The 11,805-nt window shown below is 59.4% G+C and carries 13 protein-coding genes and 1 pseudogene; 8 read left to right on the top strand and 6 right to left on the bottom strand.

All coding sequences use genetic code 11. From position 1 onward, the window contains the following. Window positions 1–87: 87 nt before the first annotated feature. The 5 genes from HPY58_06655 (at window position 88) to HPY58_06635 (ending at window position 3,905) form a co-directional block, all read left to right on the top strand. Window positions 88–1,011, top strand: coding sequence for an adenine nucleotide alpha hydrolase family protein (locus HPY58_06655; protein NPV29332.1), 924 nt, complete (start codon window positions 88–90; stop codon window positions 1,009–1,011). Between the two features lie 83 nt (window positions 1,012–1,094). Continuing rightward, window positions 1,095–1,991, top strand: coding sequence for a 16S rRNA (adenine(1518)-N(6)/adenine(1519)-N(6))-dimethyltransferase RsmA (rsmA, locus tag HPY58_06650; GenBank protein NPV29331.1), 897 nt, complete (start codon window positions 1,095–1,097; stop codon window positions 1,989–1,991). Beyond that, the gene (locus HPY58_06645) at window positions 1,978–2,448 is read left to right on the top strand and encodes a hypothetical protein (protein ID NPV29330.1); all 471 of its coding nucleotides are present in this window, start codon (window positions 1,978–1,980) and stop codon (window positions 2,446–2,448) included. The genes rsmA and HPY58_06645 overlap by 14 nt, the downstream gene beginning before the upstream one ends. Window positions 2,449–2,590: 142 nt before the next feature. Then, complete coding sequence (gene yabG / locus HPY58_06640) at window positions 2,591–3,460, top strand: sporulation peptidase YabG (protein ID NPV29329.1); 870 nt, start codon at window positions 2,591–2,593, stop codon at window positions 3,458–3,460. Window positions 3,461–3,545: 85 nt separating this feature from the next. Beyond that, a complete protein-coding gene (locus tag HPY58_06635; protein NPV29328.1) occupies window positions 3,546–3,905 on the top strand; it encodes a hypothetical protein in 360 nt (119 codons plus the stop codon). Window positions 3,906–4,218: 313 nt separating this feature from the next. Here HPY58_06635 and HPY58_06630 read toward each other — a convergent pair whose 3' ends face one another. From HPY58_06630 to HPY58_06605, 6 genes and pseudogenes are all read right to left on the bottom strand, one after another. Next, window positions 4,219–4,494, bottom strand: a complete 276-nt coding sequence (locus HPY58_06630) for a Veg protein (protein ID NPV29327.1) — start codon at window positions 4,492–4,494, stop codon at window positions 4,219–4,221. 303 nt (window positions 4,495–4,797) lie between these two features. Beyond that, window positions 4,798–5,433, bottom strand: a complete 636-nt coding sequence (locus HPY58_06625; GenBank protein ID NPV29326.1) for a thermonuclease family protein — start codon at window positions 5,431–5,433, stop codon at window positions 4,798–4,800. Between the two features lie 302 nt (window positions 5,434–5,735). Further along, window positions 5,736–6,533, bottom strand: coding sequence for a cytochrome c biogenesis protein CcsA (gene ccsA / locus HPY58_06620; protein ID NPV29325.1), 798 nt, complete (start codon window positions 6,531–6,533; stop codon window positions 5,736–5,738). Further along, a complete protein-coding gene (locus HPY58_06615; protein NPV29324.1) occupies window positions 6,517–7,584 on the bottom strand; it encodes a hypothetical protein in 1,068 nt (355 codons plus the stop codon). The genes ccsA and HPY58_06615 overlap by 17 nt, the downstream gene beginning before the upstream one ends. Further along, window positions 7,575–9,098: a flavocytochrome c gene (locus HPY58_06610; GenBank protein NPV29323.1), complete on the bottom strand. Its 1,524-nt coding sequence runs from the start codon at window positions 9,096–9,098 to the stop codon at window positions 7,575–7,577. The genes HPY58_06615 and HPY58_06610 overlap by 10 nt, the downstream gene beginning before the upstream one ends. Before the next feature lie 90 nt (window positions 9,099–9,188). Further along, a pseudogene (locus tag HPY58_06605) lies at window positions 9,189–9,750 on the bottom strand (cytochrome c3 family protein). 199 nt (window positions 9,751–9,949) lie between these two features. Between HPY58_06605 and HPY58_06600 the strand changes: the two are divergent. The 3 genes from HPY58_06600 to HPY58_06590 all read left to right on the top strand — a co-directional run bounded on the left by HPY58_06600 (window position 9,950) and on the right by HPY58_06590 (window position 11,576). Beyond that, window positions 9,950–10,627 (top strand): hypothetical protein, encoded by a 678-nt coding sequence (locus HPY58_06600; protein NPV29322.1) that lies wholly within the window; start codon window positions 9,950–9,952, stop codon window positions 10,625–10,627. Then, window positions 10,531–11,163 (top strand): hypothetical protein, encoded by a 633-nt coding sequence (locus HPY58_06595; GenBank protein NPV29321.1) that lies wholly within the window; start codon window positions 10,531–10,533, stop codon window positions 11,161–11,163. Before HPY58_06600 ends, HPY58_06595 begins: the two co-directional genes overlap by 97 nt. Window positions 11,164–11,384: 221 nt before the next feature. Continuing rightward, on the top strand, window positions 11,385–11,576 hold the full coding sequence (locus HPY58_06590) for a twin-arginine translocase TatA/TatE family subunit (protein ID NPV29320.1): 192 nt from the start codon (window positions 11,385–11,387) through the stop codon (window positions 11,574–11,576). The last annotated feature ends 229 nt before the right edge of the window (window positions 11,577–11,805 follow it).

The following is an 11,805-nucleotide window of genomic DNA, read 5'->3' as shown; positions in this document are numbered from 1 at the left end:
GTGGGTTTGACCCGGTACGGGGAGACCGGGTATACTGGATCTGGGAGACCCGAAAGAAAAATTTTAAGGGACGAGGGAACCGGTTATATGAAGTGCAGGAAGTGCGGAGAAAAGGGAGTTATCAAATTAAGGGAGTACAATCTCATCCTCTGCGCCCCCCATTTTCTTGAGTTTTTCGAAGGAAGGGTCGCTTCCGCTCTCAGGAGGTACAGGCTCCTCGGGCGCTGCGAGAAAGTGCTGGTGGCGGTCTCCGGGGGAAAGGACAGCCTGAATACCTGGTATGTTTTAAGGAAGCTCGGGTTTGCGGCAGACGGATTTCACATCGATTTGGGCATCGGGGAGCACTCCCGGAGGTCGCGGGAAAAGGCGGAGAATTTTGCCCGGGAAATCGGGGGGAAGCTGGCGGTGCTGGAACTGCAGAAGGAGCTCGGTTATTCTCTTCCCGATCTCGTAAAAAGAGAGGGGAGGACGCCCTGCGCCACCTGCGGGCTGGTTAAAAGGTACCTGATGAACAGGGAGGCGCTGGCAGGGGGGTATCCTGCCATCGCAACCGGCCACAACCTTGATGATGAGGCAGCTACTCTCCTCTCCAATCTGCTTAGCTGGAGCACGGGCTACCTGGCGCGCCAGTCTCCCTGCCTCCCTTCCTGGCACCCGGGGCTTGCCAGAAAGATCAAGCCCCTCTGCGAGATCAGCGAAAAAGAGAGCGCCGCTTACGCTGCCCTCAATAAAATTGACTGCATTGACGAGGCGTGCTCCTATTCCAAAGGGGCAACCTCCCTTTTTTACAAGGACATCATAAACCAGATCGAACTCCACTCCCCGGGAACAAAGATCCGCTTTTACCGGGAGTTTCTTGCAAAGGGCAGGCATTTCTTTGCCGGGGAAAGGCACGAGGAAAAACTGGTGGACTGCCCGGAGTGCGGGCTCCCGACCACTCATCCTCCCTGCGCTTACTGCCGCCTGAGGGGAAGGATCAGGGCTGCGGAGCAGGCGAATGCTCCCGGCTGACCCCGGCGGGCCGCCCCCAGGGGCTTCGTTTGGACTGCCGGTCTCTTTTGTAGTATAATAAAAATGTGACCGGAGGTATAGAAATGTTTCAGGCAACCTCGCCAGCCGCCCTGCGGGCGCTGCTGAAGCGCTATCGCTTGGGGCCCAAAAAAAGGCTTGGCCAGCATTTTCTCTGGCAGCCGGGGCTTGTCGAGAAGATTGCCGATGCCGCCGGACTTGAACGCGGGGACGTGGTTGTGGAAATAGGCCCCGGTTTGGGAATCCTCACGGCGGCATGCGCCCGGCGGGCAGGGCTGGTGATCGGGGTGGAAATCGATCTGGCTTTGTTTCCTCTCCTGGAGGAAACCCTCAGGGAATACGGAAATGTGCGCCTGGTTCCAGGAGATGCCCGCAGGGTCGACTTTGATGAACTGGTGGCGCATTATGCACCTGATTTCTCAGGGTCTTACAAGGTAGTGGGAAACCTCCCTTACTATTTAGCGAGCTTGCTTATCCAGCGCCTGCTCAAAGGGGGGTTCCGAACGGGGCTCCTTGTTTTTATGGTCCAGCACGAGGTGGCGGAGCGCCTCACCGCGAGGCCGGGAGGGAAGGAGTACGGGGCCCTTTCTGTGGCGGTGCAGTATCATACGGAGCCGGAGCTTTTATTCACCGTTTCGCCCCGCGCCTTTTTCCCGCCCCCCGAGGTGGCTTCGGCGGTCGTCAGGCTGCGGCGCCGCCGGGAGCCGGCGGTGGAGGTGAGGGACGAGGAGTTCTTCTTTCAGGTTGTCAGGGCCGCTTTCCGCTACCGCCGGAAAACCGTCAGGAACGCTTTGCTGGAGGCTGGGCTTCTGAGGCCGGGTCTGGAGGCAGAGAGGGTTTTCAACGAGATCCGGATTGCTCCCGAGCGCCGGGGGGAAACCCTTTCCCTGGATGAATTTGCAGCTCTGGCCAATGCTCTGCTCCTGATGCAGGAAAGGAAGGTTCAAGATGCGGTTCATTAGTCCAACCAAGGGTGTTATGACCTGGGATGAAGTTGTTGCCGAGCTCCTTGACTATATGACAGGGGATGTCAGTTTTTCTTACAAAATCATCATCGGGACCGATTCCCACGTTCGGGATGAAACGCATTTTGTCACCGCCCTGGTTGTGCACCGCGTGGGGAAGGGGGCGCGCTACTTTTACCGGCGCAAGGTGCACCAAAAGATTGTCAGCCTGCGCCAGAAGATCTTTTATGAAGCGGCTCTCAGCCTGGAAGTTGCCAGCAAACTGGCCCAGAGCCTTGCCCGGCAGGGGCTTACCGACCTTGATCTCGAGATTCACCTGGACATCGGGCGGAACGGCGAAACAAAGGATTTGATTCGAGAGATTGTCGGAATGATTGTGGGAAGCGGTTTCGATGCCAAGATCAAGCCGGAGTCCTGCGGGGCCTCCAAGGTTGCAGACAAGTACACCAAGTAGAAAAAAACCCTTCTTTCCGGGAGGGTTGTGAATTTAGTTGAGGCGGACTCCCCCGAAACGGGGGAGTTTTTAATTTCGCACTTTTTTGACGGTCCGGACATAAGATAAGACAGGGAGAAATTGGAAAAAAGGAAGTGGTCTGGTGAAAGAGGTGAGGGTTGGAGACGTTGTGACGCGAAAGTCCTACGGAGGAGATATTTTTTTCCGGGTTGAGGCGATTTTTCAGGAGGATGCAAAAGTTTGGGCCCTGCTCAGGGGTCTTTGCGTCCGCCTTTATGCAGACGCTCCGGTGGAGGATTTAGAGAAAAGGAGCATCAGCGAAGTCACTCTGCACCGTCGGGAATTTGTCAGAAAGCAGGGTGAATTCATCCGCCAGGCGCGGGCCCGCCAATCCCAACTGAGGCAGGCAACCATCCTCCGGAACGGCAAAAAGGAGGCGGGCTTGAATTTTTTTGAGTTACCGGGCCGGGTGCTTCATTTAGACGGCGACCGCGAGTACCGCGAGCTCTGCCTCCATACCTATCTTCAGCTGGATGTTCCATGCCGCGTTATCCATGTGCCTGAGCGAGAGCAGCCGGCCCTCGTCTATCGCTACCTGCGGGAGGAGCGCCCCGATATTCTTGTCTTGACCGGCCACGACGGCTTTTTAAAAGGAAAGCGGGATTACCGGAACATGGAGAACTACCGGCACTCCCGCTATTTTTGCGAAGCGGTCCGGCGGGCGCGGGAGTACGAACCGGGCCGGGACGATCTGGTGATCATCGCCGGGGGGTGCCAGTCGTACTACGAGGCGCTGATCGAGGCGGGAGCCAACTTTGCCAGCGCCCCCGAACGGGTGATGATCCACGTTCTCGATCCTGTGTTCATTGCCGAAAAAATCGCCTTCACTTCTATCTACGAGAAGTTATTCTTGCCGGAAATTTTAGAGCACGCGGTAACGGGGCCAAAAGGGATCGGGGGGGTTCAGACCCGGGGCAAGTTTCGCCTCGGCCTTCCGCGTTCTTCCTATTAAAGGCCGGAGGGGAGTAAAACCAATTCCAAAGAGCGGGAATATAATAGTAGGTGTCCGGATGAGTTAAGGGAAGGGGGGATTGGGCTTGGAGGAGAATATCCGGTCCGGAGAAAGGAAATATGCGCCCGAAGTTGAGAAGGGGGCAGCACCGGAAGTTCAGGTCAGGCGGGGCAAAGAGATATTTCGGGAGTCCCTGGTCAACGGGAATGTAACGGCGGTGCTCGGGAATATCAGCAGTTGGGCCGAGTACATCCGGGAGGCAGCGGGGGCTCTGGAGCAGGTTGTTGAACTGGCGCGGGCCGCCCTGCAGAAACAGGCCTCTGCCGAAGGAATTCCCGCCCAGCAAATCAGCCTCGTGCCAAGTCCGGCGATCTTTGTCAATCTGCTCAAAACTCCTGAATTTCAGCAGGTAATGGCAGCTGTCCTCGTTCAGTTTTTAAAATAAATAAAAGGTTTCTTTCAAGCGTCCTGCAGGGACGCTTTTTCGTTGGCCAGGCTCCGCGCAGAGAACCGGCCCCTTTCCTTCTCCCCAGTAATTGTCACGATCTCTTAAACAAAAAACAGGTTCAAGAGAACCAGGCCCGCTTTGGTGACAGGGCAGCACCAGACCCTTGACCATCGCCTGCATTACAATCTCCTCGTTGACGGGAACGCTGTGCAGGAAATGGGCGGATCCTGACAGTGCTTTCCGTTAACTACCTGTTGAAAGAAGAAAGCCCTCCGGACTTTCCGAAGGGCATCTTTTCGGAGGCTCTTCCTCAGCCCCGGGCGGCTGTGATCTTCACGTCACCACCCTCACGGCAGACGGTCAACTCCACACTCTCCGTCAAGACATCTGTGTAACTGAAGGAAATGCGCCGCTGGGATCTTTTTTCATCCAGCTTGATCACAAAGATGTTGGGGTAGGTGCGTTCCAGAACCCCTTCCCGCTCCACCACCTTGTTCCGTCCCTTATAGGACCTGAGCCTGACCCGGGTGCCCACAAAATTTTCAAGATCCTGCCTGATTTCGGCAAGCGCCTGTTTGGTTGCCATCTGAATGATCACCTTCTTTTTATTGAAAAATTCTGCTCATGTTTTTTCTAAAAAACATTTCATAATATTATATCAGCTTCACCTCTCCGGGTCAACACGCACGCCGCCTGAGCTATCCCCACTTTTTTAGCCCGTTCCGCCTAAGAGATCCGCCACGTGCCTGAAAACCAAGGACTTCAAAGAGGGTGGTTTCCGCCACAGGCTTAGTTTCCGGGAATAGAAGATATAGAAGCCTACCCGGAAAGAAGCAAGGGTGCACCTCTTTTTTAGTGTTCGCCATGAGCCTCCGGTGGAGCCCGGCACTCAGGAGTGCAGGTGTCTCCCGCCCCAGAGCCCTTTTTTCGCTTCCCTGGCCTCGCGCTGGAATTTCACGAAAAGGTCGGCGTACCTCACGTTCGGCGGCACGGTCAGCACCTGGGCGTACCCCTCCAGGAGCAGCCGGGCGTTGAACATCTTTTCCCGGACTTCAGACGCGGAAGCACCCGTGGGCGGCTCGAGCCAGACGTAGGCGAGAAGCCTGCCGTAACGGTCGCGCTCCTGGACGTCGCGCTCGAGCCACACGCGGCGCCCCAAAAGGCTCTTTTTTGTGAAGGCCGCGGCGGCGCGGCCGTAAGGCTCCTCCCCTGTTTTGGGGTGGCGGGTTTCCGGGGTGTCCACCCCGATGAAGCGCACCTTTTGGGTGCGCCGCCCCGGAAGGCGCACCCGCACAGTATCACCATCGATGACCTCCGCGACGGTGGCGGGGATGAGGTCGGGAGGCGCGGTGTCATCGGACGCGGCCTGCTTCTGGAGAGGAGAGCTCTGCCCCGGCGGAGGCGCCGGGGCGGTTTTTTCCGGCAGCCCGCCACAGCCCGCGGGGCGCAGGAGAAGGAGAAAGCAAACCAACACCAGGAAGCCGGGCGAAGTTCTTCTCAGGGCGCCCCCAGCCTTCCTCGGCATTGCCTCGACCCCCCTGTCTCTTGAGGCATCTCCACCTTTGTTTCTCTACTGCTCTTCGCCACAGGCGGGTGTTTCCCTGCTGCTATCGCAGAGATAAAAACCCATGGCACCGGACCTGGACTTTCCCTGCTGGAGCGGCTCCAGCAGCCCCAACCATCAGGCCATCCTTTCATTCAGTTTTTTGGGGTAGAAGTGGGGGTCCGGAAGACTTTTGAATTTTCTCGAAGGTGTTTTATCCCAAAGGGGGAGGCTTGCAGCGCAAATGTTCAAGGGAGCCAGGCACCGGTACGCTGCTTACGGCCTTAAAGATAGCTGTGCAGACCCCTCATGAAGTAATTCACTCCAAAGAAAGTAAACATGACCAGGAGAAAGCCCAACAAAACCATCGCGGCCGAAGTCTTTCCCCTCCACTGGCGCTTCTTCCGGAGGTGGAGGTAGAGGGCGTACACGATCCAGGTGAGGAGCGACCACGTTTCCTTCGGGTCCCAACTCCAGTAGGAGCCCCAGGCCTGCTCCGCCCAGACGGCGCCGCAGACGATGGTGAGCGAGAGCATGGCAAAGCCGAAGAAGGTGACCCTGGAGATGACCTCCTCGAGACTCCTGCTGGCGTCCTCATCTTTCCTGAAGAGGCAGACGGCGGCAACCCCGGCCCCGGCCGCAAACGCCGCGTAGGCCAGGACCGCCGTCAGGACGTGGACGGCGAGCCACCCGCTCTTGAGCGCCGGGGGCAGGGGAAGCACGGTTTTCTGGGGGCCGGGGAGGAGGAAAACGGCCACCCCGAGGAACAGCGCCGCGAGGAGCAGGACCGGCCCCCCGGGAGCTGCCGCCTTCACCCGGGAAGGGAGGATCAGGAAGACACCTGCCGTGGCCCAGGCGAGGGTAAGAAGGAACTCGTAGCTGTTGGCGACCGGGAGGCGGCCGCTCATCCCGATGCGCACCCCAAGGGCAATTGTGTGGGCCGCGAAGCCGGCGGCAGCGAGCCCGGGGGCAAGCCTCCCCCGCCTCTCGCCCGCAGTACCCCGGGGCCAGAAAGAGGCGGCCGCGGCCGCGAGGTAGGCCGCGAAAGCCAGAGCCGCGAGAACGTCAAACAGCAGCTTCAATACCGGATCCCTCCTTGTCTCCGCGAGGTTTTCGTTCTCCTGCAAAGGCGCAGCCCAGGAGCAGGAGGGCGCCCGCGGTGAGCGCCAGCCCCCCGGCGAGGACGAGCGGCTGCCCGGGGTCGGTCTTCACGAGGAAAACAGAGACCGGTCGCACCCCGGTGAAGGCCACCGCGGCTCCCGCGCCCAGGGCAACCTGTTCTCCCGGCTTCGCCATTCCCACCCCGAGGCGCTCCTCCCCCCGGTACACGGAGAAGATGAAGCGGGGGTTGTCGGGCCGCAGCCCCTTCGACTCCATGCCCCACTCCGGGCGGAAGTTAGGGAGGTAGCGGTAAACCTTGAGGCGCAAGGCAGTGCCCTCCACGGGCACGACCTCCCCTTCTGCCGCCTCCAGCTTCCGCACTCTTCCTCCTTCTTTCACCTCCAGCTCCGCCAGCCAGCGGTAGCTGTACTGGTAGACCTTGACTCCGCGGCAGGAAAGGGGATGGTTGACGGAGATGTCTGCCCTGACAAGGGTCCTTTTCCCGTTGCCCACGGCCACCCGGGAGGTGAACTGGGCGGGGGAGCCGTCTGAGTAGTAGGAGACGGCAAAGTCCTCGAGCCGCAGCGAAAGCCCGCGGCCCGCTGCGACTACCCCCTCTAGAGCTGCCGCCTCCCCTTCCGCGAGGGAGACAAGACCTTTCTCCCCCCGGGTGACGGTAACAAAGCCGCCCGCAATGACGAGGAGCAGGCCGGCGTGGAAGACAAGGACCCCGACCTGCCTCGGGCCGAAGGAGCGCGTCCGAAAGAAGGAGCACGCCCGCCTGCAGGTGCACAAAAAAAGGTTTCCGAAAAGGGCCGCGAGGATGAACGCGAACCACGGGGAGCGGTAGAAATCTTCCCGCACGGCACTCCCCAGTGCCGCTGCCACACCGAGGAGGACCATGAGGGAGAGGCCGAGCCGGAGCGAGGCCAAAAAATCACAGGAAAGCCGGAGCATGGTCCGCACCCCCTGCCCCGGCTCCCTCTGAAGCAAAGCGTCTTCCGCAGGTCTCGGAGGCCGCCTCAGCTCCACGCTTCCTCCTTGGCAGCCGCCTTCCCCGCAATGCGGCCGAAGACGATGCAGTCGGCCATCGCCACGCCTCCCAGGCGGACCGCTCCGTGCGTCCCTCCGGTGACCTCTCCGGCGGCGTACAGCCCCTTGATGGGCTTGAAGTCCTGGTTGATGACCTGGGCGTTCGTGTTTATTACCAGCCCGCCCATGCAGTGGTGGACCTTCGGCCAGAGCCTGACGGCGTAGAAGGGCGGGGCGCCCATGGGCCTGGCCCCCTTGCCGATCATGCAGTTGAAGTCCTCGTCCTTGCCCTTCTCTACGAAGGAGTTCCAGCGGGCGATCTCCTTCAGGAAGGGTTCGAGCGGGATGTTGTAGTGTTTCGCCACTTCCTCCAGGGTGTTGAACTGCTTAATGGCACCGTTTTTCAGGCCGGCTTCAAGGGTTTCGGGCACCACCTGCTTCTGCACCGCGTAGGAGTCGGCAACGTGGATCACCGGCACCCCGACGAGGATGATGGCGTCAGCGCGTTCCTTGCGGTTCCCGGTCTCGTTAACGAAGCGCTTCCCGGTCTTGGGGTTGATGATCGGGCCGTGGCCGATGACGCGCTCCGAGAACAGGGGTACATAGCCGAACCCCTTCTCGTCCGGGCTCGCCCAGGGGCCGAGCTGGATCCAGTCGAGGTGGACGTCCATGGCACCGATCTTGAGCGCCTCCCGCAGCGCCTCGCCCGTGGCCCCGGGCTGGTTCGTGCTCTCGAACTCCTCGGTGAGGCGCGGGTCGTGAATCGTGCGCATCTTGATGTCGCGGGAGAAGCCGCCGGAGGCAAGCACCACCGCCTTCCTGGCCTTGATGAAGACAGGGGCGCCGCTGTTCTCGTCGCCGAACTTGTAGCCGTGGCGCACTTCGATTCCGACTATTCTGCCTTCTTTGTTCTGGATGAAGCGGACGAGCTTCCTGTCTGTCTCCACGGTGACGCCCAGTTCCTTTAGCTTTGCCAGCATCTTCTTGACGACTTCGGAGCCCGAGGCGTTGATCGTCTGGTGCGTCCTGGGCACTGAATGGCCGCCGTGGTAGGTGAGCCTGGCGAACCGGGCACCCAGATATTCAATCGTCCACTCGAGAGCATCTCTGGCCTGCTCGGCAACGATGCGCGCCTTCTCCACGTGGTTCAGGTAAAGCCCCGCCTTCAGCATATCCTGAACCATGAGTTCGGGCGAGTCCTTGATGCCCTGCTCTTCCTGCATCTTTGTTCCCGGGGCCGCAAAGTCCCCGCCGTTGATGATCGAGTTGCCGCCGGGCGCCGGCATCTTTTCGATTACCTTTACGGTCGCCCCGGCGTTTTTCGCCTCAATTGCTGCTGCAAGGCCCGCGAACCCGGAGCCGACCACCACCACATCGGCCTCCTCGTTCCACCTGACCGCTTCTGCGGACGGCCCCTTGCCGCAGCCCGCGAGGGCGGCCGCCCCGGCAACCGCGAGGCCCGTGGCCGCCATGCCCTTCAAGAAGTCCCGCCGTCCGATTTTCCTCTCCGCCATTCTTTTAAACCTCCTTTGAAAGGGTGTCTTTTAAACCCTCTTTGAAAGGGTATCACTCTAAGAGTTTCCCCTTGGGAGTCAACCCCGGATTCAGCTTCCGGCAGACTCGATCTTCCAGCTCTCGTCAAGCTTCTCGAACCAGTCGAAGGTGTGGCACTGGGCGCAGTAGACCTCCGACTGGCGGTGCATCTTGTGGCAGAGGGTGCACCTGAGGTCCGCCAGGTGAGAATCGTGGGGGTTCGCGGAATCGAAGCTGGTGGCGGCAACAGCATCCTCCCAGTCGTCCTCGTGGCAGGCGAGGCACTCCTCCCGAGAGAAATTAAGCTCTTTGAGGAGGTTTTTCGTAGCTCCCGGTGAGGTAGCGGATCCCCTCTTTGAGCTTTTCCGTGTTCGTCTTGTGGTGGCAGTCGAGGCACGCCACACCTGCCCCCGCGTGCCTGGCGGCAAGGAGTGAGCCCTCCTTCCAGGACTGGTAGTAAGGCTTGATGATGTGGCAGCTTGCGCAGAAAGAGGGCTTTTTGCTGGCCTGAAGGAGGACGCCTCCGGCGGCGGCGCCGACAACCACCAGGGCGGCGAGCACCCCGAGCAGGACCTTCGGCCTAGAGAAAGCTTTTTTATGCACTCCGTTCGTTTCTGTATTATGAGCTTCCATCAAGCTTCTCCCTCCGTTTTCGCAGTGTTTTTGCGTTTATAATGTTTGTTCCTAAAGGTGCGAATTCCTTTGTTTTGCAGGACAAATAGAAAAGTGGTATCCTGTTATTAGGGACAAAATTCGACAACAATCGCCTCTCCTGCTTTCTTCCGAGGCGAAAGAACGAGGGAGACCCGGTGCACGAAGGGGGAATCTTCCAGTGACAGACGGCCAAAAGAGGATGAAGGACATCCTCGTGGAGTCGGTCCTCGAAGGGAAGGAACTGCGAGAAGTCCTCACCTATCTCCACGAAGCCACCGGAAGGTGCATCACCATCGCCGACTACAGGGGGAGGATCTATGCCCGCACCGGGGGGGATGCAGGCGCCTCCCCGGACGACCACTACCTTTCCCTGCCCTGCACAGAAAATGACGACCGCTTCTTCTACGACCCCCGTACAAGGAGGCTCTTCTGCCGCACAGGGCACGGCGGGAAGGATGGCTATGTTATCGTCGAGGACGTAGGACCGGGGGAGCATGACAACTTCGCAGAACCCCTGGAAGAGGCATCCCTGGCAGTAAAGACGTTTTTCGCCCAGGCTCACGCGGCGGAAAGCGCGGAAAACCTCCACATCCACAAGCTGATCGCAGATCTGCTTGTCCGCAACATCAACATCAAGGAGATCATCAGGCAGACCAACTTCTGCCTCGACCTTAACAGGCTTTACTACGTCTGCGTCATGGAGCCGGAAAGAAGCCTCACCGACCGGGAGATGAGCATCCTCCACACCCACACAAAAGAGTGGCTGCGCTTCAACAACCTGGACATCATCTGCACCGTCTGGGACAAGAAATACTTCTCTTCATCTGCCCTACCCACTACCACGAGAAAACGCTAGAGGTCGACTATACCTGGGACAAACACCTCAGCAACATCACGCGCCACCAGAGGGACATCAAGGCCAAGTTCAACATCCCTGTCTCCTTCGGCATCGGCCAGAAGTACCCCTTGCCGGAACTCCACCGGAGCTACCAGGAGGCCCTTATCGCCCTCAATTTCGCCAGGTTCACCGGCAGGAAAAACTTCGTCAAGCACTTTTCAGACCTCGGAGTCTTCACCCTGATCTGCCAGCAGGAAGCAAGCGTGCTAAAGCACTTCTACGAGAAGTACCTCGGGAAATTATTGGCCTACGACAGGCAGCACCACAAAGAACTCCTGCCGACCCTGCGGTGCTTCTTCGACGCCAACCTCGACGCCAGGGAGGCGGCGCGGCGGATGTACGTGCACATCAACACCTTGAGGTACCGCCTGAAAAAGGTCGAGGAACTGACGGGAGTAGCACTGGACCAGATCGAGGACCGCGCCAACCTCTTCGTCGCCCTGAAGCTCTACGAGGTCCTCGTCGCCATCGGTTTCGTTAAAGAAATGGAGTAACAGGCGCCTCCCCCGACTTGTCACCGGTTCCAGGACCTTTTTTTCGACGCGCAAGCAGGCAGGCCTTCCTGCCGCGCGCCTCCTGAAGGCAGGCGGAAGCCAAAACGGGCAGGGCAAAGGGGAGATGCCTCGGCACCTCGAAAGCGCGGAAAAAGCGGCTGAAAGCAGGAATCAGGCCCTGAGGGACGAATTAAAAGTTTAACGCAGGAGGTGGATGAGACGTGTTTGGTTTGCTGCCGAGCATCGGGCCGTGGGAGATTGTGGCGATTCTTGCGATCGTGCTGATCATCTTCGGGCCCGGCAGGCTGCCGGAGGCCGTAAAATCTCTCGGGAGGGCGGTAAAAGACCTCCGCAGAGCATCCACGGAACCGGGTCCCGGGGAAGCCGGAGGAGAGACCATCCCGGACAAATAACACGCGCCCGGGCAAATCTCCGAAAGAGGCACAAAGCCTGGCTCCGCGGAGGAAAGCAAGCCAAAGAGCCCGCCCCTGTACTCCTTTGGGGCGGGCCTTTTTGTTCGCCCAACATGTCTGCTGAGCCGATGGGTTGAAAGAAACCCTGTCGCCTAACCAGCGGGAAGACAATCCGTAGGCAAGGGTGTCGCCGGTAACGGCGGGATCTGAAGGAAGCCGAAGGAAGAAC

Source organism: Bacillota bacterium (assembly GCA_013177945.1).
Taxonomy (GTDB): domain Bacteria; phylum Bacillota; class DSM-12270; order Thermacetogeniales; family Thermacetogeniaceae; genus Ch130.
Note: the sequence above shows the minus strand (reverse complement) of the source record. Positions and strands in the feature narration are given on the sequence as shown.